This window comes from Micromonospora sp. HM5-17 (assembly GCF_003762835.1).
GTDB lineage: Bacteria > Actinomycetota > Actinomycetes > Mycobacteriales > Micromonosporaceae > Plantactinospora.
Genome location: NZ_RJWA01000001.1, coordinates 1 through 23,363, shown reverse-complemented (window position 1 = coordinate 23,363; position 23,363 = coordinate 1). Strand labels below are relative to the sequence as shown.

The 23,363-nt window shown below is 72.0% G+C and carries 19 protein-coding genes, 1 pseudogene and 1 CRISPR repeat array; of the genes and pseudogenes, 13 read left to right on the top strand and 7 right to left on the bottom strand.

Going from position 1 to position 23,363, the window contains the following annotated elements:
• Positions 1-29: 29 nt before the first annotated feature.
• Positions 30-203, bottom strand: a pseudogene (locus EF879_RS27840) (DUF296 domain-containing protein); the annotation flags it as partial.
• Positions 204-292: 89 nt separating this feature from the next.
• Between EF879_RS27840 and EF879_RS26895 the strand changes: the two are divergent.
• The gene (locus EF879_RS26895) at positions 293-862 is read left to right on the top strand and encodes a hypothetical protein (RefSeq protein ID WP_148086318.1); all 570 of its coding nucleotides are present in this window, start codon (positions 293-295) and stop codon (positions 860-862) included.
• Here EF879_RS26895 and EF879_RS28685 read toward each other — a convergent pair.
• Positions 828-1,166, bottom strand: coding sequence for a transposase (locus EF879_RS28685; RefSeq protein ID WP_370375443.1), 339 nt, complete (start codon positions 1,164-1,166; stop codon positions 828-830). The two genes, EF879_RS26895 and EF879_RS28685, sit on opposite strands and share 35 nt — an antisense overlap.
• A gap of 483 nt (positions 1,167-1,649) precedes the next feature.
• On the opposite strand from EF879_RS28685, the gene EF879_RS00090 reads away from it, so the two are divergent.
• The 3 genes from EF879_RS00090 to EF879_RS00080 are packed head-to-tail and all read left to right on the top strand — an operon-like array spanning position 1,650 to position 4,329.
• Positions 1,650-2,522 (top strand): CPBP family intramembrane glutamic endopeptidase, encoded by an 873-nt coding sequence (locus EF879_RS00090; RefSeq protein WP_123553495.1) that lies wholly within the window; start codon positions 1,650-1,652, stop codon positions 2,520-2,522.
• Positions 2,519-3,673 carry a sensor histidine kinase gene (locus EF879_RS00085; RefSeq protein WP_123553493.1) on the top strand — a complete coding sequence of 385 codons (1,155 nt, stop codon included), beginning with the start codon at positions 2,519-2,521 and terminating at the stop codon, positions 3,671-3,673. Before EF879_RS00090 ends, EF879_RS00085 begins: the two co-directional genes overlap by 4 nt.
• Complete coding sequence (locus EF879_RS00080) at positions 3,670-4,329, top strand: response regulator transcription factor (protein ID WP_123553492.1); 660 nt, start codon at positions 3,670-3,672, stop codon at positions 4,327-4,329. The genes EF879_RS00085 and EF879_RS00080 overlap by 4 nt, the downstream gene beginning before the upstream one ends.
• Before the next feature lie 86 nt (positions 4,330-4,415).
• Here the strand turns inward: EF879_RS00080 and EF879_RS00075 are convergent, their stop codons facing one another.
• The gene (locus EF879_RS00075; RefSeq protein WP_123553490.1) at positions 4,416-5,261 is read right to left on the bottom strand and encodes an MOSC domain-containing protein; all 846 of its coding nucleotides are present in this window, start codon (positions 5,259-5,261) and stop codon (positions 4,416-4,418) included.
• A 297-nt stretch (positions 5,262-5,558) separates the two neighbouring features.
• Between EF879_RS00075 and EF879_RS00070 the strand changes: the two genes are divergently transcribed.
• Positions 5,559-8,336 (top strand): BTAD domain-containing putative transcriptional regulator, encoded by a 2,778-nt coding sequence (locus tag EF879_RS00070; RefSeq protein WP_158624077.1) that lies wholly within the window; start codon positions 5,559-5,561, stop codon positions 8,334-8,336.
• A 50-nt stretch (positions 8,337-8,386) separates the two neighbouring features.
• Here EF879_RS00070 and EF879_RS00065 read toward each other — a convergent pair whose 3' ends face one another.
• Both EF879_RS00065 and EF879_RS00060 read right to left on the bottom strand, forming a co-directional pair.
• Entirely contained in the window at positions 8,387-8,935 is a 549-nt protein-coding gene (locus tag EF879_RS00065) for a response regulator transcription factor (protein WP_123553486.1), read from the bottom strand.
• Between the two features lie 59 nt (positions 8,936-8,994).
• Positions 8,995-9,702: a hypothetical protein gene (locus tag EF879_RS00060; RefSeq protein ID WP_123553484.1), complete on the bottom strand. Its 708-nt coding sequence runs from the start codon at positions 9,700-9,702 to the stop codon at positions 8,995-8,997.
• A 208-nt stretch (positions 9,703-9,910) separates the two neighbouring features.
• Here EF879_RS00060 and EF879_RS00055 point away from each other — a divergent pair, with 208 nt between their 5' ends.
• From EF879_RS00055 to EF879_RS00020, 8 genes are all read left to right on the top strand, one after another.
• Entirely contained in the window at positions 9,911-10,207 is a 297-nt protein-coding gene (locus EF879_RS00055; RefSeq protein ID WP_123553482.1) for a WXG100 family type VII secretion target, read from the top strand.
• Between the two features lie 96 nt (positions 10,208-10,303).
• Positions 10,304-14,668, top strand: a complete 4,365-nt coding sequence (locus tag EF879_RS00050) for an FtsK/SpoIIIE domain-containing protein (RefSeq protein ID WP_233604123.1) — start codon at positions 10,304-10,306, stop codon at positions 14,666-14,668.
• Between the two features lie 13 nt (positions 14,669-14,681).
• Positions 14,682-14,963: a hypothetical protein gene (locus EF879_RS00045; RefSeq protein ID WP_123553478.1), complete on the top strand. Its 282-nt coding sequence runs from the start codon at positions 14,682-14,684 to the stop codon at positions 14,961-14,963.
• Complete coding sequence (locus EF879_RS00040; RefSeq protein ID WP_123553475.1) at positions 14,960-16,144, top strand: hypothetical protein; 1,185 nt, start codon at positions 14,960-14,962, stop codon at positions 16,142-16,144. The genes EF879_RS00045 and EF879_RS00040 overlap by 4 nt, the downstream gene beginning before the upstream one ends.
• Positions 16,144-16,839, top strand: a complete 696-nt coding sequence (locus EF879_RS00035; RefSeq protein WP_123553474.1) for a hypothetical protein — start codon at positions 16,144-16,146, stop codon at positions 16,837-16,839. The genes EF879_RS00040 and EF879_RS00035 overlap by 1 nt, the downstream gene beginning before the upstream one ends.
• The gene (locus EF879_RS00030) at positions 16,839-17,483 is read left to right on the top strand and encodes a hypothetical protein (RefSeq protein WP_123553472.1); all 645 of its coding nucleotides are present in this window, start codon (positions 16,839-16,841) and stop codon (positions 17,481-17,483) included. The genes EF879_RS00035 and EF879_RS00030 overlap by 1 nt, the downstream gene beginning before the upstream one ends.
• A gap of 67 nt (positions 17,484-17,550) precedes the next feature.
• A complete protein-coding gene (locus EF879_RS00025) occupies positions 17,551-19,164 on the top strand; it encodes an RICIN domain-containing protein (RefSeq protein ID WP_148086316.1) in 1,614 nt (537 codons plus the stop codon).
• 5 nt (positions 19,165-19,169) lie between these two features.
• Positions 19,170-20,606 (top strand): S8 family serine peptidase, encoded by a 1,437-nt coding sequence (locus EF879_RS00020; protein WP_148086315.1) that lies wholly within the window; start codon positions 19,170-19,172, stop codon positions 20,604-20,606.
• A gap of 478 nt (positions 20,607-21,084) precedes the next feature.
• Positions 21,085-22,765: a CRISPR direct-repeat array (repeat unit 29 nt; unit sequence CTGCTCCCCGCGCACGCGGGGGTGATCCC).
• A 155-nt stretch (positions 22,766-22,920) separates the two neighbouring features.
• On the opposite strand, the gene EF879_RS00010 is transcribed toward EF879_RS00020, so the two are convergent.
• Together EF879_RS00010 and EF879_RS27100 are read right to left on the bottom strand one after the other, a co-directional pair.
• Complete coding sequence (locus tag EF879_RS00010) at positions 22,921-23,118, bottom strand: DUF397 domain-containing protein (RefSeq protein WP_123553464.1); 198 nt, start codon at positions 23,116-23,118, stop codon at positions 22,921-22,923.
• Positions 23,115-23,363: hypothetical protein (locus EF879_RS27100; protein WP_199736079.1), on the bottom strand; the 249-nt coding region annotated here is incomplete at its 5' end. The genes EF879_RS00010 and EF879_RS27100, both read right to left, overlap by 4 nt.

Genomic DNA, 23,363 nt, shown 5'->3' with positions numbered 1-23,363 from the left:
GCGGTCGAAGACGACGCAGAGGGCTGGCTGAAGTGCAGTTGTGGTACGTCGTACAGGTCGGGGTTCGGTAGGCGGTGCATCGTCGGCGAGGTGATCTCGATGATGAGCATCTCGGTGAGGAACTGCACGGTGGCGTCCAGCAGGTGGCTGGTGTGGGCGGTGGCGCTGTTTTCCTTCAGGCCGACGGTGATGTGGATGTGCGGCCCCCGATACGGCCCTGCGGTGGGCGGCTGCAATCTGCGGATTTCCGCTGGATGACCGTGCGTTCGACTCGTTGCCATCGGCTGGCCTGGTGCTGCCGTTGTTGGCGGATCCCTGGCCGACAGAACCGTTGCCTGCGGTGCGGGCTGCCATCGACGCGGTGGATGAGCAGCGACTGGTTGATTCGGTCTTGGGCCTGGCCCGGCGGATGGTCGTCGACGACGGTTTGAATTCTTACCCGGAAGTGGTTGATGCGCTACGTGCCGTGGCGGAAGACGACTGGGATCGGCCAGTGGTGATCGACAGTCTGCCCGTCGGTCGAGTGTTGCGGGAGTTGGCGGCGCAGGACTATGCGATGCAGACGGCGCTCGGTGACCCTCGGGGCCTGTGGTTCGTATCTGAGCAGGACCGCTCGGCGGCGAGACGGCGAGCGCAGACCGGACGGATTCTCCATGCCGTGCTGACCGGAGATTGGCGGACGGTCGCTGCTGCGCTCGTCAACGGATTGTTGAGTGGCGATCAGCGGAAGGAATTTCTCGCCCAGTTGGGTATCAGCGATCCGGCGCCGAAGCCGACCGGCGCCAACCATGTCCAGCTTATGGTTGGGCCTACACCTCCCCATGGTCCTATCCGAGCCGACCGTTTCGACAGGGACATGTGACGCCGTTGTTGGGTGGCCGCTGGCGGGTGATGCGGCGTGTCATGCCGGCGATGGCGGCCCAGCGGATGAGGGCTTCGGAGACGGCGGGGTGGCGTTCGTCGTCGCGGTTCTGCCAGGATGCGGCGAGCACGCTCCCGGTGACCAGCAGGCCCAGAGTGTCGGTGATGATGAACCGCTTTCGGCCGTTGATCGTCTTGCCCGCGTCGTAGCCCCGGGCTGTCCCGGCCGACGGTGTCCGCGCCTTGACCGTCGGGGAGTCGGTGATCCATCGCCGATGGCTCCGGCCGGCGGCCCTGCCGCACACCCGGGCCTTGACCCGGCGTGTGGCCGGCAGTCTCCGCGTCACCCCCGGCTTTCTCGCACCGGGGTGACGTACCAGTACACCGTCTACCGGGATGGACAGGTCCCGGCAGGTACCGCCACGGGCACCCGGACCGCATCACGTACCGGATCGCGTTGACGATCTCCCCGCCGCGGGTGCTTCTCTCGGCCGGCTGTCCGGGTTCGGCTCCGGGAGCCGGCCGGATTTCCCCCGCTGCTCGTACGGTCAGTGGCGGGGACACCGTGCGGGTGTTGGACTGACGCGCCGGTCCGCGCGGACGTGACCGTGCGTCAACACCGACGACCGGCACCGACGCTGGGGCCGGCGCGTCGCCGTCGACGGGTGCTTGTCCCCCGGGCGAGCTACCCACAGTGTCCACCGCGTGGTGACGATTTGCGGCCGGCGAGTCCATAGCGTTCAGCGCAGGCGCGGCGGACCGGCCGCGATCGCGTTGAAGGAGTCACCATGCGTCTGTTGAAGCAGCTCCTGGTCGTTGCGGCGATCGCCTTCGTGGGCGGCCAGGTTGTCGGTGTGGTACGGGGCAACCCCTGGCTCACCCTGGCCATCGGCGTCGGGACGGCGGTGCTCGCGATCCTCGGCTACGCGTGGGTGGTGCGGCGTACCGAGCGCCGTCCCGTCACGGAGGTCGCCCGCGCCGGCGCCGCCGGCCGGCTCATCCGGGGCACGGTGATCGGTGTCGGGATGTTCGTGGCGGTCATCGTCAACCTCGTCTTCCTCGGCTACTACGAGATCAACGGCCTCGGCTCGGTGCCCGGCGCGGTGGCCCTGCTCGGGTTCATGGCCGCCGCCGCCGTGACCGAGGAACTGCTCTTTCGCGGCGTGTTGTTCCGCATCGTCGAGGAACGCACCGGGACCTGGCTCGCGTTGCTGCTGACCGGCGTGGTGTTCGGTCTGGTGCACCTCGTCAATCCGGACGCCACGCTGTGGGGCGCGACCGCGATCGCGATCGAGGCCGGCTTCATGCTCGCCGCCTGCTACGCCGCCACCCGCAACCTGTGGGTGCCGATCGGACTGCACTTCGGCTGGAACTTCGCCGCCGGTGGCATCTTCAGCACGGTGGTCTCCGGCAACGGTGAGTCGGCCGGGCTGTTGGACGCCACGATGTCCGGCCCGGCCCTGATCACCGGCGGCGACTTCGGTCCGGAGGGAAGCCCGTACGCGGTGGGCGCCGGCCTGGTGCTGACCCTGGTGTTCATGTGGCTGGCCCACCGCCGCGGTCACCTCGTCCCGTGTCGCCGCCGCCGGGCCACCGCTGGATCGCCCGTCGGATCGGCCGGTGAGCCGGCCGCCGGCTCGACCGCTACAGTCTCCCGGTGATCGATCTCCGGAGTGCCCCGGACCGGTGGCGGCGGTGGAACGTCACGGTCCGGGATCTCCCGCTCGCGCTGTTGCTCGCCGTCATGTCGCTGATGCCGGCCCTGCAGAACTGGGGGACCCGGCTCGGCAACCTGCCGGACCGCCCGCTGGACGCACTGGCCGTCGGGGTAGCCGCCCTGCAGGCGCTTCCGTTGGCCGTACGCCGACGGTGGCCGGCCGGTTGCCTCGCCCTGGTGTCGCTCGGCTTCGCGATCGACCAGCTCCGGGGCTACCACATGGTCGCGGGCACCGCACTGCCCATCGCGCTGCTGAGCGCCGGCGCCCACCTGGAGCGCCACCGGCGGGTCACCATGCTGCTCGCCACCGCGGCATACGTGCCCCTGGCTGTCGCGCTGGAGCGGCGTGGGGCGGCCGAGGGGCTGACCGGGTACGTCATGTTCTATCTGGCGCTGACCCTCGCCTGGGGCATCGGGGCCTGGCTGCGGCAGACCCGCGCCGCCGAGGCGGAACGCCGGCAGCGGGTCGCCGAGGCCACCCGGGTCGCCGAACGCACCCGGATCGCCCGCGAGCTCCACGACGTGGTGACCCACCACGTGACGGCGATGGTGGTGCAGGCCGAGTCGGCGCGCTACCTGACCGCCGCGCCGGAACGCCTCGAACAGACCCTGACCGCCATCACCGAGACCGGGCGGCGGGCCATCACGGACCTTCGACACCTGCTCGACGTGCTCAACCCGGATCATGGCGCCGAGCCGCGTACGCCGAGCATCGGCGAGCTGTCCGCGCTGGTGGAGCAGACCCGGCGGGCCGGGCAGCCGGTCGAGTTCACCGAGGAGGGCCGGTCGGCGGACGTGACCGGCACCGCCGAGGCCGTCGCCTACCGGGTCGTGCAGGAGGCGCTGACAAACGCACTCAAGTACGCGCACGGCAGTCGTACCGTCGTGTACGTGCGCCACGGCAACCAGGAGACCACAGTGGAGGTCAGCACCGACGGTCCCGGCACGTCCGGTGGATCGCCTGGCGGCAGTGGGCGCGGGCTCGCCGGGCTCCGGGAACGGGTCCGCGTGCTCGGCGGTGAGTTCAGCGCGGGCCGGCAGCCGGACGGCAGCTTCGTGGTGCGGGCCCGCATCCCCACCGGGAGCCCGTCATGACCGCGCCGATCCGGGTGCTGGTCTGCGACGACCAGGCGTTGATTCGCACCGGGTTCACGACGATCATCGACGCCCAGCCGGACATGGAAGTGGTGGGCGAGTGCGGGGACGGCCGGACCGCGGTGGACCTCGCCGGCCGGCTGCGCCCCGACGTGGTGGTGATGGACGTACGGATGCCGGTGCTCAACGGCATCGAGGCGACCCGACTGCTGGCCGGTGTCGGGGTGGCCGACCCGGTCAAGGTGCTCGTGGTGACGACGTTCAACCTGGACGAGTACGTCTATGACGCGCTGCGCGCCGGGGCCAGCGGGTTCCTGCTCAAGGACGCCCCACCGGCGCAGCTACTGCACGGTATCCGGACCGTCGCGACCGGTGCCGCGCTGCTGGCACCCGAGGTGACCCGGCAACTCGTCGGCCGGTACGCGGCGCGGATCCGCCCGGCCGAACGCGAGCCGGCGGACGTGGCGTTGACTCCCCGGGAGCTGGAGGTGCTGCGGCTCATCGCCAACGGGCTGTCCAACAGTGAGATCGCCGCGACGTTGGTGCTCAGCCAGGAGACCATCAAGACGTACGTGTCGCGCATCCTCACCAAGCTCGATCTGCGGGACCGCGTGCAGGCGGTGATCTACGCCTACCGCCGAGGGCTGGTGACCTGAGCGCGATCCGCCCACGGCCGGTTGGGCGGGATGCGTGGCCAGCGCCGACGTTGGCCGCGAGTGAGCCGGGCACGGTGTGCAACCGGTCAGTCCAGCACCTCCACGGCGTCACCGACGCTGACCGTACGAGGCTCGGCCGACGGCGCGCCCGGCTCGGACCGTACCGTCATCTGGAGGCCGAAGAGGAGCTTGCGCCCGATGTTCCGCCGTGCGGCGAGCATCCACAGCGGCTCTCGCCCGCGCTCTCCGGTCTCCTGGTCGATCGTCGAGACCAGACAGCGGCCGCATTCGGCGGCACCGTGGAACACCGCCCCGCCGATCCTGATGCGCCGGCCGACCCATTCACCCTCGGCCCACGGCGCGACCCCGCTGACCACCAGGTTGGGGCGGAACCGGCTCATCGGCAGCGGCCCCTCGGGACTGCCCGACTCCCGCAGCCAGCCGTTGAGCGCGTCCAGCGACGCGGTGGTGGCCAGCAACAGCGGAGTACCGTCCGCGAAACTCACCTCGGCGCCGGAGCCGTCCGGCACCGACCAGGGCACGAGGTTGCGGGCGGGGTCGCCGAGCCAGACCAGCCGAACGGGGCGCCCCAGCAGCCGGGTGAGCCAGCGGTCCGCCTCGGGGCCGGCGGCGCGTACCGGCGAGGGTGGCCGGCCCCGAAACACCCGGACCTGGATCTCCTCGCCCGTGGTCGGCTCGGCCAGGTCGAGCGGGGCCAGCCCCGGCGCGTCCAGGGTCAGCCCGCCCGGCCGGGACACCGCCCGGAGCGTCACCAGGTTTCGGTGCTGGCGCTGGGTCAGGCCGATCCCGTGCTCGTCCACGATCAGCCACCGCCGGTCGCCGTCGAGCCCCCACGGCTCGACCCGGGCCGTCTCGCGCTCCATCCGGTGGCAACCCTTCACCGGGTACGTATAGATCGCGGTTACACGCATCCGGTCAGGATGACACGACGTGGCGGGATGCCGGCACCCCTCGTTTCGCCAGTCATCCGTCGCCAGGCGGGCCCGGCGCGGGATGGCAAAGGACAATGCCGGGTCGAGGCATTCCGGGCACGCGGCACCACCGTGAGAACCGCGCGACATCGTGGCCGGCCCGACAGTCACGCGGTGGGAAGAGCGGATGTCCATAGTGTCCGCTGCGCTATCGTTAGCGCCGCACTGTCCATCCAGCGCCGGCGTGACGGACCCGAGGACGAGGCCGGCCCGCGTGTAACCGCGAGGAGTGCACTGGTGGCAGCGAGTACGGTCAATGGCCCGTTGCGGGTCGAGGGCCTGGGCACCCTCCGCGCATTCGTCGGCGACAACGAAATCGAACTCGGGCCGCCCAAGCAACGCGCGGTCTTCGCCATCCTGGCCCTGTGCGCCGGCGAGACCGTATCCCGGGGCCAACTCATCGACCGGGTCTGGGGCGAGTCGGCGCCCGCCACCGCCGCCGGAAGTCTGCACACCTATCTCTCCGGACTGCGCCGCGTCCTGGGGCCGGCACAGGAGCGGCTGGTCAGCAGCCGGGCCGGCTACCGCCTCCGGCTGGAGCGGGAGGTGTTCGACGTCGCCGTGGCCGAGGACCTGGCCGAACGGGCGCGGGTTCGCGGCACCCTCGACGCGTACGAGCAGGCGCTCCGGCTGTGGCCGGCCGGTACGCCGTTCGCCGGCGTACCCGGGCCGTTCGTCGCGCAGGCCCGGGTCCGGCTGGCCGGACTGCGGTTGCACCTGCTCATCGAGCACGCCGAACGGGCCCGTACCGACATGCTTCCGGAGGTGATCGGCCGGCTGCTCGCCGAGGTTCCGGCCCATCCCTTCGACGAGCGGCTACGCGGCACGCTGATGACCGCGCTGCACCGCGCCGGACGTACCGCCGACGCCCTGGCCCAGTACGAGGACCTGCGCCGAGGGCTCGCCGCCGAGCTGGGCATCAGCCCGTCGCCGGAGACCCGGGACCGCCACGCCGCGATCCTCGCCGACGACAGCCGCCACCGCTCCCGGCCGGCCGCCGGGGTCCTCCGGCCGGCCCAGTTGCCGCACGACACCGACGCCTTCGTCGGGCGGGCCGCCGAACTGCTCGCCCTGGTGGAGAGCTCGGGCGGTGGGGCGACGCCGCGCCGGCGGATCGTCATGATCGTGGGGGCCGGTGGGATCGGGAAGAGCACGCTCGCCGTACACGCCGGGCACCTGCTGCGCGACGGATACCCCGACGGGCAGCTCTACATCAATCTGCGCGGGTTCGACCCGTCGCACACCGCGCTGACCCCCGAGGCCGCCCTGCACCACCTGCTGACCTCCGTCGGCGCCCGGAACATTCCGACCGGTCGCGCGGAGCGGGCGGCGCTGTGGCGCAGCATGCTGGCCGACAAGCGGGTGCTGCTGATTATCGACAACGCCGCGTCCAGCGAACAGGTCGAGGACCTGCTGCCCGGTGGCAGCAGTTGCTTCGTCATCGTGACCAGCCGTAGCCGCCTCTCCGGGCTGGCCGTCCGGCACGGCGCCCGTCGGATCACGCTCGGGGCGCTGACCGACGAGGAATCGTTGCGGCTGCTCACCACGTTGATCGGCGAGGACCGGGTACGGGCCGAGCTGTCCTCCGCCCGCCGGCTCACCACGCTGTGTGACCGGTCGCCGCTGGCGTTGCAGATCGCCGCCGAGAAGGTGGTGTCGACCGTGGGCGTCGGCATCGGTGATCTCGTCGCGCAGCTCGAGAACATCCAGCATCGGCTGGACGAGCTGCAACTGGCCGACGACGCGCTCTGCTCCGTACGCGGTGTCCTGTCCTGGTCCTTCGCGGCGCTCGACCAGGACGCGTCCCGGGCGTTCCGGCTCCTCGGGCTCTTCCCCGGGCCGAGCGTGACCCGGCACACCGCGGCGGCGCTGTTCGGGGTCGGGCTGGAGCGGGCCGCGGTGCTGCTGGACCGGCTGTGCGCGCTCTGCCTGCTGGAGCAGGACGGCAACCGGTTCACCATGCACGATCTCGTCCGGGCGTACGCCGCGGAGCTCTCGGCCGAGCTCCCGCCCGGCGAGCGGCGGGACGCCCTGTCCCGGGTCCTCTCCTGGTACCGCGTGACGCTCTCCCGGATCGGAGACGACAAGGTCGGCCGGGACCTGCCGTTCGAGCCGCCGCACAGCGACGTACCCCCGGTCCGCTTCGACGGGCAGCGCGACTACGTGCGCTGGTGCGGCACCGAGTGGCAGAACATCACCGCGGTGGTCCGCCGGGCCGCCCGGGACGGGCAGCACGGGCCGGCGATACACCTCACCTATCTGTTGTTCCACTACTTCTATGTCGCGGCACGGCCGCTGGAGTGGTTGGACCTGCTGCAGGTGGCGATGCGCGCCGCCGAGAGCCTGGGCAGCCGGGTGGCCCAGGCCGTCCTGCTGAACCACTCCAGCGTCGCCTACTCCCGCCTGGGCCGGAACGACACCGCGGTCGCCCAGCTCCATCGCGGGTTGGAGCTGCTCGTCGAGCCGGAGGACTGGCAGCACCGGATCAGCCTGCTCGCCAACCTGGCGTCCACGTTGCGTGAGGCCAAGGAGTACGACGCGGCCCGCGCGCCGGCCATGGAGGCGCTGGAGCTCGCGCGCCGGGAGGGGCGCGACTACTACCTGGCCTCGGCGTACGACACCGTCTGCGAGCTCGCCGCCGAGACCGGGCGGTGGGCGGAGGCGATGCGCCACGGGCTGCCGGGGCTGGAGTACGCCCGTCGGTCCCGCAGCCAGATCCTCGAGGCGAACCTCCTGATCAACCTTGGCCTGGCCCGGCACGGCCTGGGGCAGCAGGAGGCGGCCGAGGCGACGTTCGGTGAGGCGCTACGGATCAGCGAGGACGCCGGTGACCGCTACCACGAGGGGCTGGCCCTGTTCGGGTTGGCGCGGGTGCGGGCGGGCGACGCACAGGCGGTCGCCCTCGCCCGTCGGGCTCTCGCCCGCTTCGAGGAGCTGGACGCCGAGGAGGCGGCCGAGGTGAGCGCCTTTCTGGCGGGTCTGGTCGACTACGCCGGCGCGGGGCACGATCACTAGACGGCGGCGGCGATCGCTTCACGGAGGCGGTCACTCGACGGCGGCGGCGATCACCGGGCGGAAGCGGCCCGGTAGCGCTGCCAGATCAGCACCGCCTCCACCCGGTTGCGGGCGCCCAGCTTGCCGAAGATGCGGTTCACGTGGTTCTTCACGGTCTTCAGCTCGACGCGCAGCATGGCGGCGATGTCCGCGTTCCGCATCCCGCGGCTGATCCCGTCCATCACCTGGGCCTCGCGGGGGGACAGGGGGCGGCGCCGGTCCGACCGCGGCGGGTCGGCGGCATGACCCGGTAGTCGTCCGGCCGCGCGGGTCGGGCGGTGGTGGGGGACCAGCGCCAGGCGGTATCGGGCGGTGGCCGGATCCCGGTTCCGGCTGCGCGGGCCGGCGAGTCCACTGAGAACGTCGGCGAGGGCACCGGTGGCGGGCGCGGCGCCGGCACCCGGTGTCACGACCACGTCGACCGCGGGCAGACCGTCGATCCGCACATCCAGGCCCTTGCTGGCGAACTCGTGCCGGATGTGGGCGATGATCTCGGGGCTGGAGATCGCAATACGTATCCGGCCGCCGGTGGCACCCGGCGGGGCAGGATCCGTGATCATAGCCGTGAGTCTGGTACGGCCGGTCCCGCGGACCCTTCACAAACGCTTCATACGGCCCGTCACAGGCGCATATGTACCGGCTCCGCCAGCAGTCCGGTGTCGACGGTGCCGTCCACCCCCACGACGAACCGCCAGGTCGGGTCCGGCACGCCGACCGCCACCACCGACCAGCGCCGCGCCGGGTCGCCGAGCAGCTGGTTGACCAGATGAACGTCGTATCCCAGCGGCGGGTCGGCGAAGAACACGACCCCGCCCGCCGGATTGTCCAGGACGGGCGTCCCCGCCAGCCGGGCCACATCCCACCCCGCGGCGTCATTGTCCGGCGGGAAGCCGACCCGCACCACGCGTATCCCGGCCGCCCAGGGACTGGCGGCAAGCCGGCGCGCCCACGCCCGGACCAGGTTCCGGGCGAGTTCGGGGTCTCCCTCGACGCCGACCAGGCCCTCCGCGGCGACGAGGTTGAGCAGCAACCGGCCGCTGTCGATCACCCCGACCGAGACGAGCATCGGGTACGGCGCCGGGATCCGCTCGTCAACCTCCGCCCCCCGCACCCAGGCGAGAGACGACCGCCAGGCGCGGCCGTCGTCCTCCACCGTCCAGCCCGGCGGCGGTGCCTCCTCGGGGGTGGTCAGCCGCAACAGGACCGACTCCGGGCCCAGGACCAGGGCTCCGACCTCCGGGACGGGCCGGCGCGACACGGCGCATCCGGTGGCGAGGACGCGTAACGCGTAGTCCACGGTCCACGCGCCGGACCGCTCGTAGCTCATCGTCCACCCTTCGACACACCCCGCCAGCGGCCACCCGAGATCGTCAGCGGACCTGGTGCCGACTGTCAACGAGGACCGTGGGCCCTAGGGCCCACGGTCGCGGTCGTCGATCTGGACCGGAGTTGGAAACCGTTCTTAGGTTTGTCCGCGTTGCCAACCGCCGGGCCGGGCGTGCAGCGCGGCTCGCACCACGTGGAGGGACGATCCGATGGCGAATCTCAACATCACCTATTCGGAGATGTCGGACAGCGCGACCCGGATGCGCAACAACAAGAACGAGATCGACGCGCGGCTGACCGAGTGCAAGTCCATTGTCGACAACCTCACCACCTCCGGGTTCGTCACCGACCAGGCGTCCGGCAGGTTCGAGGAGGTCCACACCGAGTTCGTGAACGCCGCGAACGAGCTCATGGAAAACCTCTCCCTGCTCTCCGAGTGGCTCGACAAGGCGGTCGACGCGCTGCGGGAAATGGACAGCCAGCTCGCCGGCTCGCTGAACAAGTAAGGGGTTCGCCGACTCGCGAAAACCCTGAGCCGGCTCACCGACCGGGTGGAGCCGGCTCGCCGGGCACGTGGACATGCGAAGAGGTACGCCGTGCGTATGCTGATCACCCTGGCGTCGCCGCAGGCGTGGTCGGCCGACGTGGTCGTGGACGCCGATCCCGCCACCCCGCTGCGGGACATCGTCAAGAACCTGCTGGACAGCCTCGATCCCGCCGCGCACGGCCGGCTCGCCGGACCGGTCTACCTCGACGACCGCCCGCTCGACCTCGACCTCCCGCTGTCCGCCAGTGGTGTGCACGAGGGCTCGGTGCTCTGGGTCGGCGGGCCGGGTCCGGCGCCGTACGAGACGCGGGGCCTGGTCACCATCCGGGCCGTGACCCGGGCCGGCGCCGGTCGGATCTGGTCCCTCGGCCCGGGCGAGCACCGGATCGGCTCGGCCGCCACCTGCGCCGTCCGGCTGGCCGACGACGTGCCCGCGGTGGCCGCCGTCGTCCGGGTCACCTTCGACGCCGAGGTCCACGTCCGGGCCGTCGACGGTGGCCTGCTGCTGGACCGGGAGGAACTCGGCACCGGCGAGGTGGTCTGGCGGGAGACCGCGCAGTTGATCGTGGGTGGCACCGCGCTGGAGGCGCACCCGGTCCGCTGCCCAGACGCGGTGATCGAGCCCTCGGCGGAGAGCGAGTACCTCGACTACAACCGTCCGCCGCGGTTGTTGCCGCCGGTCCGCCCGGACACGTTCAAGATTCCGGCCGAGCCGAAGGCGCCGACGCCGAACGCCCTGCCCTGGCTGGCCGCCGCGCTGCCGGCCGCGTTCGGCGGCATCATGGCCCTCGTCCTGCGCAACCCGATCTACCTGATGTTCGCGGCGATGTCGCCGGTGATGGTGGTCGCCAACTGGTGGTCCAGCCGCCGGCAGGGCAGCCGCAGCCACCGCAGCCGGCTCGCCGAGCACCGGGCGCGGGTGGCCGCGATCGAGGAGGACATCGCCGAGGCGATCGTCCTGGAGCGCCACGACCGCCGGGTCGCCACCCCGGACCCGGCCGAGCTGCTGATCGTGGCGACCGGTCCGCGTGCCCGGTTGTGGGAGCGCCGCCGTACCGACCCCGACCATCTCGTGGTCCGGGTCGGTATCGCGGATCTGCCCAGCCGGATCAAGGTGGAGGTGGCCGACCAGATCCGGCGCACCGAGCGGCGCCTGTACGACGTACCGGTCGCCTTCTCCATCGTCCAGGCGGGCGTGGTCGGGGTCGCCGGGCGGGGCGAGTGGCCACGCCGCCTGGCCCGCTGGATGGTCGGACAGCTCGCCGTCGCACAGAGCCCCCGGGACCTGCAGATCTATGTGCTCACCGACCCGGGCGGCGGCGCGCTGTGGGAGTGGGCCGCCTGGCTGCCGCACACCCGCCCGCTGCTGGGGCAGCAGACCCTGACGCTGCTCGGCACGGACGCCGAGACGATCGCCCGCCGGATCGCCGAGCTGATCGAACTGATCGAAGCCCGGCGGCAGGCCCGGCTGAACGCCGGCTCCGGCGTGGTGACGAGCGACCCCGACGTGGTCGTCGTGCTGGACGGCGCCCGGCGGCTGCGTGCCCTGCCCGGCGTGGTCTCCATCCTGCTGGGCGGCCCGGCCGTCGGCGTCTACTTCATCTGCGTCGACAGTGACGAGCGCACCCTCCCGGAGGAGTGCACGACCGTGGTCCTCGGCGGCGACGGGTTGCCGACCACCCTGCGTCAGCAGCGCGCCGAGACGATCGAGAACATCCAGGCCGACGAGGTCATCGACGACTGGTTCCCGACGGTGGCGCGGCGGCTCGCACCGGTGCGCGACGTCAGCGACACCCACAGCGACGCCGCACTGCCGACCTCCGCGCGCCTGCTGGAGGTGCTGGGCCTGGAGGACCCGACGCCGGCCGCGATCAGCGCCCGGTGGACCTCCTCGCCCCGCAGCACCCGGGCGCTGGTCGGGTACAGCCTGGACGGCCCGTTCGCGCTGGACCTGGTGCAGCACGGGCCGCACGGCCTGGTCGCGGGCACCACCGGTGCGGGCAAGTCGGAGTTCCTGCAGACGTTGGTGGCGTCGCTCGCGGTGGCGAACCGCCCCGACGCGATGAACTTCGTGCTCGTGGACTACAAGGGCGGCGCCGCGTTCAAGGACTGCGTCGACCTGCCGCACACCGTCGGCATGGTCACCGACCTCGACACGTTCCTGGTGGAGCGTGCCCTCACCTCGCTCAGCGCCGAGCTGACGCACCGGGAGCACCTGCTCGCCGCGGTCGGCGCGAAGGATCTCGAGGACTACCTCGACTACGCCACCCGGCGCCCGGTGCCGGAGCCGATTCCGAGGCTGCTGATCATCATCGACGAGTTCGCCTCGATGGTCCGGGAACTGCCGGACTTCGTCACCGGTCTGGTCAACATCGCCCAGCGGGGCCGCTCGCTCGGCATCCACCTGATCCTGGCCACCCAGCGTCCCAACGGGGTGGTGAACGCGGAGATCCGCGCCAACACCAACCTGCGGGTGGCATTGCGGGTGACCGACGCCGGGGAGAGCGCCGACGTCATCGACGCCCGGGACGCGGCGAGCATCTCGGCCGCGACCCCGGGACGGGCGTACGCCCGGCTCGGGCACAGCTCGCTCATCCCGTTCCAGACCGGCCGGGTCGGCGGCCGTCGGCCGCAGCGGAACCGGTCCAGTGCCGTCGCCACGCCGTTCCTGCACCCGGTGGGCTGGCTCGACCTGGGTCGGCCGGTGCCGCAGCGGCCCCGGAGCGCCGCCGAGACCGACGAGGCGACGGACCTGTCGGTGCTGGTGTCGGCGATCCGCCAGGCCAGCGACATGCTGGGCCTGCCCGCGCAGCGCCGGCCCTGGCTGCCGCCGTTGCCGACCGTGTCGGTGGTCGACCTGCCCGACGAACCGGTTCGGCACGGCCGGGGCGAGCCGTCGTTCGCCTGGGGGACGCAGGACCTGCCGAAAACGCAGCAGCAGGTGCCGCTGACGATCGACCTGGCCACCTTCGGGCACCTGCACATCGTCGGCGCCCCCCGGTCGGGTCGGTCGCAGGCGCTGCGGACGATCGCCACCGCGGCGGCCTGCGCGGCGAGCGTCGCCGACCTCCACCTGTACGGGCTGGACTGCGGCAACGGCGCCCTGCTGCCGCTCACCCGCTTTCCGCACTGCGGCGCGGTCGTGCAGCGCACCGACGTGGAGCGCGCCAGCCGCCTGCTGCACCGCCTACGCGACGAGGTGCAGCGCCGCCAGAAGGTGCTCGGCGAGGGCGGGTTCGCCGACCTGACCGAGCAGCGGGCGGCCGCCCCCGTCGACGAGCGACTGCCGCACATCCTGCTGCTGCTCGACCGCTGGGAGGGGTTCATGGGAACCCTCAGCGAGCACGACGGCGGGGCGCTGACCGACATCCTGTACGTCCTGATGCGGGAGGGTGCCAGCGCCGGCGTCCATGTGATCGTCGCGGGCGACCACAGCCTGCTCAGTGGCCGGATCAGTTCCCTCTGCGAGGAGAAACTGGTGCTGCGGCTCTCGGACCGCGCCGACGCCAGCATGGCCGGGCTGAACCCTCGGAAGATCCCGGAGAACCTGCCGCCCGGCCGTGGCTACCGGGCGATCAGCGCGGTCGAGGTGCAGGTCGCCCTGCTGGCCGCGGACCCGAGCGGTCCGGCACAGGTCGCCGCGATGCACACCGTGGCGGCCCGGCTGACCGAGCGCGAGGCGGGCGTCCCCCGGAAGCAGCGCCCCAGCACGATCGCCGCGATGCCCAGCCAGTTGACCTTCGACCAGGCCTGGGCGTCCGTCGGCACGCCGCGACCCGGCTGGGCGTTGCTCGGCGTCGGGGGCGACGAGCTGGAGCCGATCGGCATGGATCTGCTCGGCGACCAGCCGACCTTCCTGATCGCCGGGCCGTCCCGGTCCGGCCGCAGCACCGCGCTGCGCGTGATGGCGGAGTCGCTGCTCCGCTCCGGTACCGAGCTGGTCATCGGCGCCCCGGGGCGGACACCGCTGAGCGACCTCACGGGCCGTACCGGGGTGCGGGGGTTCGTCACCGGGGAGAACCCGACCGAGGAGGAGTTCGCGGCCCTGGTCGATCCCGGGGACGGCCCGGTCGCGCTGCTGATCGACGACGCCGAGGCGTGGCGCGACGTACCGTGCCGGGACTGGCTGCGCCAGTTGGTCCGGGGCGCGTCCGGGCGGCGGCGGGCCGTCGTCATCGCCGGCGAGGTCTCCTCGGTGGCGATGGGTTTCACCGGCTGGCAGGTGGAGATCAAGAAGAACCGGCGCGGCGCGCTGCTCTCCCCGCCGACCCTGAGCGCCGGGGATCTGGTCGGCGTCCGGCTGTCCCGGGCCCACCTGGCCGAGCGGGTGGTGCCCGGCGTCGCCCGGGTGCACCTGGGCGACGGCACCCTGCAGACCGTGCAGATCCCGCTGCTGGCCGGCGACGAACAACGACAGTGAAGGCGGTGGTGTGATGGCCGACATCGTGGTCAAGGACCTGGCCGACCTGGCCCGTGACCTCAGCGAGCTGATCAGCCAGTTCGAGGGTGCGCTGGATTTCCAGAACGAGTACAAGGGCCACTGGGGCCAGCTCAACGCGAACCTGTCGATGGGCGACTTCGCCGACAACTGGACCGGCAGCCGCGACAAGATGGTCGAGTCGATGAAGAAGTTCCGTGAGTCGGTGGAGGGCGCTGACCAGGCCTGGAGCGAAGCGGAGCGGCAGATGCTGGACAGCCTCGAGGAGAAGAAGTGAGCGACGACCGGCTCGCCACCCTCAGGGCCGCCGACCTGACCCAGATCGAGGCCGCGCGGAAGCGCTACGAGCACATCTCGGCGACCATCGACGACGCGGTGACCAGGCTTCAGAAGATCGTCGACGCTGGCGAGGAGGGCCTGCGGGGTCAGTGGGTCGTGCCGCTCAAGAAGGACGCCGAGGACCTCAAGGACAAGCTCAGCAAGGCCGCGGTGCGCTATCGGGACGTCGCCACCGAGATCAAGAAGTACGAGCCGGAGCTGGCGCACGCGATCGACGAGGTGAACGCGGCCACCCGGGACGAGGAGGAGGGCAACGCCTCCCTGACCCGGGCGAACGCCATGCCGGACCCGCAGCCGGGCCCGGACGGCACGATCCCGCCGGAGGAGGAGCAGAAGGGCGACGACAAACGGCGGGCGCAGGACGCCGCGAACGCGCAGATCACCGCGGCGAAGAACCGGCTGACGCGCGCGCTGGACGCCTTGGACGTGGCCGGCAAGCGGTTCGGCGACGCGGTGAACTGCAAGAGGTACGACGACGGGCTGACCGACAAGATCAACTGGCGGGTCATGGCCGTCTTCAAGAAGATCAGCGAGGCATTCGGGATCATCGCCATGGTCCTGACCGCGCTGGCCTTCCTGATTCCCGGGCTGAACGTCCTCGCGATAGCCGGCGCCGTCGCCGGGGCCGTCCTGCTGATAGCCGACAGTGTGTTGCTGGCCGGCGGTGACGGCAGCGTGCTCAGCGTCGTACTCGACGCCGTCGGACTCGGCTTCGCCGGACTGGGTGCGGCCTTCGGTGCCTTCGGCAAGCAGATCAACGCGTTCACCAAACTCCTGAAGACGTTCCCCCACCTCAAGATCAACCCGGACTTCCGGCCGGGCGGGCAGGTCATCGAGCTGTTCGACCTCAGCCGGCCGCCGGCGATCGGCGCGCCCCGGCCCGGCTTCTTCGACGTGGGGAAGAGCTGGTTCAGTCAGCTCTTCGGCACGAACGTCTTCAAGGACCTGGGCTTCCTGAGCGGCATCTCCGCCCTCGGCAACTTCTTCGGCCACACGGCGAGCGGTCTGAGGTGGATATTCGCCTCGTGGGGCGGGCTGAACCAACTGTTCAACCTCGGCGCCGGGTTGATCATCGCGGGTATGCAGGCGACCCAGCACGAGGCACTCGAGGGCGTCTGATGAGGACCGACCTCGAGGTGGCCTGGTACTGGGACTGGGTACCGGCGGCCGGAAGCGACGCCGCGGAGCGGAGCGCCTGGGCCGGATCCGTGGCGGAGCGGCTGGACGCCTGGGTGGGCGACAAGGTGGCCGCCGCCCGCGCCGCCTGGCCCGCCGACGCCGCGGAGGAGTTCCCATTCAGCACCGGCGAGATGGGCGCGGCGGTGGCGCGTGACCTGCTGGAGCGCGCCGACAGCCTGCCCCGGAACTGCCGCCTGATCTGGGGCGCCGGCTTCCTCGGCGACGAGGCGCGCTGGCTTCCGCTGCTGGTCCTGGCCGAGTTCCGCGAGGCCCGTCCCGGCGACTCGGCCTACCTGATGGACCTGGTCGGCGCGGAGGGCTTCCCCGACGACGTACGGGAGCCGCACGTCGAGTACGTCACCACGGACCACGGTGACGGCGTGTGGGTGCTCGCGCTGGCCCAGTCGGAGGGCGAGGGCCTGCACGGCCGGGTCACCGCCGCGCTGCGCCTGGAGGCACCGACGGGTGACGTCGACGTCCTGCTGACGACGCGCGTCACCGGTGTGGACCAGCTGGCGGTGATCGGCCCCGGAGTCGAGGCGGTGATGCACATGATCGCCAACCAGTTCGGTGCCGAGCCGGGGGGCGACCTGGCACCCCTACGGTTCGTACCGGCGGCCAGGCAGGAATCCTGATGATCGATTTCGGGCTCATCATCCCCGACGGCTGGGTACACATCCCCACCACGCCCGAGTTCCGCCGGGTCCGCGAACGAACCATCGACGCGATCGTCCGGCACGCCCTGCCGGACACGCTGCCCCGGGACAAGGCCGGACCGTGGCGGCGGATGCTGCGTCGGGAACTCACCGAGGCGACCGACGAGGCCGAACAGCAGGGTGCCCGGGCGGTGGTGCTGCCGGTGCGGGAGATGCACGGGATGCGACTGCCCGGCACGCTCCTGCTGTCGGTGATCGAGGACGTCGACTCGCCCCAGGACCCGAAGCTCGTGCTGGACGCGCTCCTCGCCGACGCCGGCCCCGACGGGATGGCACTGGAGATCGGCGGCTGCCCGGCCGTCCGGATCCGCCAGGTCGTCGACAGCCGCCCGATCAAGCGCACGGCGCCGGCCGTACGGGTCAACTACTACGTGGCGGCGCCGGACGCGCCCGGCGTCTGGGGAGTGTTGACCTTCACCGTGCTGAGCGACGGCGATGTCGACGCCGAGCCGGTGCAGGCCATCGTCCTGCTCTTCGACGCGGTCGTCAGCACCCTGCGCTGGACCGACAACGTGGACATCCCGACCGAGGACGAGCTGCTCGGGCAGCTCTCCGGCAACTGACGGAAGGAACACGGCCGTGCTCACCCGCGGCGAGAAACAGAGTGCCACCGAGCGGAAGGGGTTCCGTGTGCCGCGACCGCGACCGGCCCGTCCGGTGGCGTTGGGGGTCGTGCTGGCGCTCGCCATCCTGAGCGGTGCCGGCGGCCTGGTGGCCCGGCGGGCGGCCAGCGCCGCCGAGCCGCTGGAGGGCGACCGGATCCCCGCGTCGGACGTGCGGACCCTCGTCAGCGCGGCGTCCTCCTGCCCCGCGCTCACCCCGGCCCGGCTCGCCGGCCAGATCATGGTCGCGTCGGGGTTCGGCAACCAGCCGGTCCCCGAGATGCGTGAGAACGGCGCGGTCGGGGTGGCCGCGCTGACCCCCGCGCAGTGGCAGGACAACGTGCCGTGGCCCGGTGCCCAGCCGACCGACCGCAGGGCCGCCATCACCGCCCTCGCGCGGCTGATGTGCCGGCTCGTCGGGCAGGCGCGGGCCGTGCACCTCGACGAGGACCCGTGGCGCATCGCGCTGGCGGCGTACCGGCGGGACATGCGCCAGGTGATCATGGCCGGCGGGGTTCCCGGCGACGTTCAGGACTATGTCAACACCGTGGAGCGGTACGCGAGCTGGTACGCCCTCCAGCCGGCGTTCGCCAGCGGCCCGACGTCGTCGGCACCCGCCGCCACGCCCTCGCCCGCTGGCGCCGTGGTGCCGGTGCCCACCCCGTACGTGAAAGCGGTCGTCGCCGCCGGGAAGATCTGTGCCGACATGCCGCCCGCCCGGGTCGCGGCGCAGATCATGGTGACCTCCGGGTTCGACCCGGACCGGCTCGGGCCCGCCGGCGAGCAGGGCATCGCCCAGTTCACCCCGGCGGTATGGTCGGCCCACGCGACGTCGGCCGCCACCAAGTCGCCGTGGGACCCCGCCGTGGCGATCCCGGAACTCGGCCGCACCATGTGCAAGCTGATCAAGCAGGCCGGCGGCCAGTACGGCCCGGCCCTAGCCGCCTTCGCCCGCGGTGACGAGGCGGCCCCGGTGACCGCGCTCGCCGAGGCGGTGACCCGGGCGGAAGCCGAGTACAGCAAGGACCCCCGGCTGCAGGCACCGGTGCTCACCCCGCCCACCACCTCCCCCTCGTCCTCCTCGCCGAAGTCGAGGCAGACGACCTCGAAGCCCAAGACCCGGGACAACCAGCCCGCGATCAAGGGGGCTGACCGCTCCGCCGACCGCTACGGGCCGTACTTCATCGTCAACCTGGTCACCAAGATGTGTGTCGACGTGCCCGGCCACGGGGCGGGCGACCGGGACGGCCCGGTGAACCAGTTCCCGTGCGCGAAGAACATCGAGGACAACCAGGAGTGGTGGTTCGAGCCGCGCGCCGTCGACGGAACCGGCAACCAGCTCTACTGGATCCGCAACATCGACGACAAGTTCTGCATCGACCCGCCCGGCCTCGAGGCGGTGGCGGCGGGCACCGGGCTCAACGAGACGGGCTGCTTCGACCGGGACAACCAGTACTTCCGGCTGGAGCCGAAGAAGAGCTCCAAGGGCCTCCAGTACTACTGGCTGCGCAACACGGCGTCCAACATGTGCCTCGACGTGCCGGGCCGGGGCGACGGCGGCCGCGACGCCCGACTCGCGCTCGCCCCCTGCCAGGCCAACGACGACCACGAGTGGGCCCTCGTCGAGAAGTCCGAGTGGTGAGGGCGATGCGGAGGATGACCCTGCGCGGCGCGGTGCTCGCGGCGGTGCTGGCGGCCACGGTGACCGTCGGATCGCCGCTCCCCGTCCGGGCCGCGCCACCCGCGGATGGCGCGGTGAACCAGTTGTATTACACGGTGGCCGACTCCTACCAGGGCAAGCCGGAGAACCTGTGGGAGATCGCGGCCCGCTTCCTGGGCGACCCGGGCCGGGCCGGCGAGATCTTCGAACTCAACTCGGGGCGGGTCCAGCCCGACGGCGGCCGGCTGTCGGACCCGACCCGGCTGCGCGCGGGCTGGCACCTCGTCCTGCCGTGGGACGCGGTCGGCGCCGAGGTGCGCCACGGCCCGCTGCCGGCGAGTGGCACGACGGCGTCGACCTGCGAGCGTCAGCCCGGCGGCCCGGAGGCGTTCTGGGGGCAGGCGCTCCTGACGCCGAGCCGGGCCTGGACGGTGGCGAACGGGTCAGGAGTCAAGGTCGGGATCGTCGGCTCCGGCGTGGACGGCGCGACTCCCGAACTCGCCGGCCGGGTCGCGGTCGGCGTCGACCTGGTCCGCGGTTCCGGCCGTGGCGACACCGGCTGCGGCGGCTCCGGAACCGCGCTGGCCGGCATCGTCGCCGGTGACGACGGCGCCGGGGGTGAGAGCTTCGGGGTGGCACCCGGGGCCCGGGTCGTACCCGTCAAGGCCGGCTCCGGCAGGCTCTCGTCTCGCCTCGCGGCGACCGGCATCGATGTCGCCGTCGCGTCCGGCGTCCAGGTCATCCTGGTCGGTGCCGACGTCGACGCCGAGAACCCGGCGGTGCGGGCCGCGGTCAGCGCCGCGCTCGGGCACGACGTGATCGTGGTGTTGCCCGCGTCGGCCGGGGCTGCTCGGGCGGACGGCCTGCTCCGCGTCGGCGCGATCGGGCCGGACCGGCAGCCGGCCGAAAACCACCCGGGCGACGCGGTGGACCTGCTGGCTCCCGGCGTCGGCGTGGCGAGCATCGGTCGACCCGGCAGCGGTGCCGAGTACGCGGCCGCGTTCGTGGCCGGCACGGTCGCCCTGCTCCGGTCGGCCCATCCCGAACTACGCGCCGCCGAGGTGACCCGGCAGGTGCTCGCGACGGTCAGGGACGGCACCGTCGACCCGGTCGCCGCGGTCACCACGCCGCTGCCCGCGGGGGTCGGGGTGGACGCTGCCGCCGTGGCACCGGCCAACCGTCTCGGGACGCTCAGCCAGGTGCTGCTCGGAATCGCGGTCGCTCTGGCGGTGCTCCTGGTCGCGCCGTACCTGCTCCGCCGCCCGGCCCGTGTCCTGGCCGACTCCGTCGCCCGCCGCCAGCTCAGTAGGCAGGCGCGGCGGGCCCGCGCCCGGGTGGCCGACGACGACCCGTTCTGGGATGCGCCGGTGAGCGCGTCCGGCCGACCGGTGTCGAAGTCGGGGGCGCATCCGCCGGGCCGGTGAGCGGGCGGGAAGCCGACCGAGATCCTGCTGACCGCGGGCGGGTCGTCTTTCCGGACCGGGTTGCCGTCCTGAATCGGCTCCGGCTGAGCCGTTCGGTGCGCGTCGTCTGCTCCGGTGGGACCGTCGGCTACGACCACGGTCCCGCCGCGACGGCGGCGCCGCTCTCCGCCGAGCCAGGTCCGTCGCCGCCCACTACACAGCCGGCGCCTACCAGATCTGGCTCCGAGACCACCACCAGGCACACCACCTCGCCACCGCACCCACCCTCCCGGCCGCCCTGACCGTCCTCGGTCTCTGACCAGCACCCCAGCCACATCGACGCCCTGACGGGGGTCGGGTCCTCTTGCGCCTGCACAGGCATGCCTGCCAGGGTGAACCCCGGGCATCGGTCCTCATCCGACGGTCGAGGAGAGTGATCTTGAGGCGGCAAGTGAAGGAAAACCGGCGAGTTGATCTTTAACGCCGCAGGTCAAGAAGTCTGCTCCCCGCGCACGCGGGGGTGATCCCGGCGCGGCCTCCTCGGCGATCTGTCGCAGGGTCTGCTCCCCGCGCACGCGGGGGTGATCCTATCCGCTGTAGCCTCACCCATTCGTCTCGGGTCTGCTCCCCGCGCACGCGGGGGTGATCCCGACAACACCGTCCGCGACGAGCGGGCGCGCCGCTGCTCCCCGCGCACGCGGGGGTGATCCTTTCCGACAACTGACACCCTGGTTGCTGAGCTGCTGCTCCCCGCGCACGCGGGGGTGATCCCGGGTTGCAACGCCCGAGATGCGCATCATTGAGCTGCTCCCCGCGCACGCGGGGGTGATCCCCACTGGCTCATCGGGTCACCGCCTCGGTGTGCTCTGCTCCCCGCGCACGCGGGGGTGATCCCGATTTCGCCGACGACAACATCGACGAGATCCTCTGCTCCCCGCGCACGCGGGGGTGATCCCGCGGCGTTGGCGATGAGGGTGACCGGCGGCAACTGCTCCCCGCGCACGCGGGGGTGATCCCCTTGCGCCAGTAGGATTCCGAGGAACTGTTAGCTGCTCCCCGCGCACGCGGGGGTGATCCGCATGCTCCCGTCGCGAAAAAATTTGATGTAGTCTGCTCCCCGCGCACGCGGGGGTGATCCCGTCGGCGTGTCGTCGCTGACCTCGGTCAGTTCCTGCTCCCCGCGCACGCGGGGGTGATCCCCGGCTCCGGCCAGCCCACCGGCATCTTCACGGCTGCTCCCCGCGCACGCGGGGGTGATCCTTCAGCTCGGCGTTGACAAGCAGATCGAGTTCCCTGCTCCCCGCGCACGCGGGGGTGATCCCGTGTACCATGCCTGCCCATGGCCCATCTGACCCTGCTCCCCGCGCACGCGGGGGTGATCCCTACGCGCTGCGGAAGAATGGCCAGCAGGAGATCTGCTCCCCGCGCACGCGGGGGTGATCCCCTGGCCCGCAGCCAGACGCCGGTGTCTGCGTCCTGCTCCCCGCGCACGCGGGGGTGATCCCTACGAGCATCCGCGCTGGCGCGACCGGGGCCTCTGCTCCCCGCGCACGCGGGGGTGATCCCCCACACCGCCACGGTCTCTGATTTGGCGGGTACTGCTCCCCGCGCACGCGGGGGTGATCCCGCGGTGGCGTCCAGGGCGGTCCTGTCCAACGCCTGCTCCCCGCGCACGCGGGGGTGATCCCTTTCGCCAGTCTGACTCTGGCGTCGGGAGACACTGCTCCCCGCGCACGCGGGGGTGATCCCCAACCGCCGCGAACGTCTCAGCCAGCCTTAAGCTGCTCCCCGCGCACGCGGGGGTGATCCCGCGTGTGCACGCGCGCGCCTTTGGGCGCGCGACTGCTCCCCGCGCACGCGGGGGTGATCCGCCGTCGAGCTCGGCGGTCGCGGCGGCCAGGGCCCTGCTCCCCGCGCACGCGGGGGTGATCCCAACAACGCCCCGTCCGGGACTCCCCGGGCGGGCTGCTCCCCGCGCACGCGGGGGTGATCCCTGCTGCCCTGAGCGGAAAGCAGCAGAGTCGATCTGCTCCCCGCGCACGCGGGGGTGATCCCGGGACCGCGCTCGCCCACATCCTGCAAGCGCAGACTGCTCCCCGCGCACGCGGGGGTGATCCCCGACCCCGAAGAGCCCAAGCCGAACCAGCCCAACTGCTCCCCGCGCACGCGGGGGTGATCCGCCGCCGACGGAATCCCGGCGGTTCGCTGGGCCATCTCGTGGGACCTGTTCAACGTCCTGCCCAACGCGGCCGGCGGTGATGTGGCGGGGTGGCCAGGTCCCCCTTCCCCCGCTGCTAGAGCAGGGTCCTCGTGGTCTTCGCGTTCAACCGACCGCTCAGCGGTCGGCCCGAAGGGAGGCGATGAACTCCGACCATGCCTGGCTGGTGAAGTCCAGGACCGGCCCGCCGCGGTCCTTTGAGTCGCGTACGGCCACAGCCTCGCCCATAAACCGCACCTCGACGCAGGCAGCGTTGTTGGAGCTGCGGCTCGACTTGAACCAGTCCCGCTCAGGGGTGCGCTCGTTGGGGGTCACGTCATCTCCTTGGCGATCTGCTGGATCAACTCCAGTGATTCGTCCGAGCCTAACGCGCGTTCCAGCGTCTCCTCAAAGGTGATGACGTAGTCGGCCACCCGGCTCGACTGGTCGATGATGTCGCACTCGCGATCCCCGAGCCACAGCACGCGTTCGTCGATCCGGCGCTTCGGGTTGACCTCCAGGCCGGCCGGGTAGCCGAGCGCGGCACGTTCCGCGTCGGCGCCGGTCAGCAGATCGTCGCT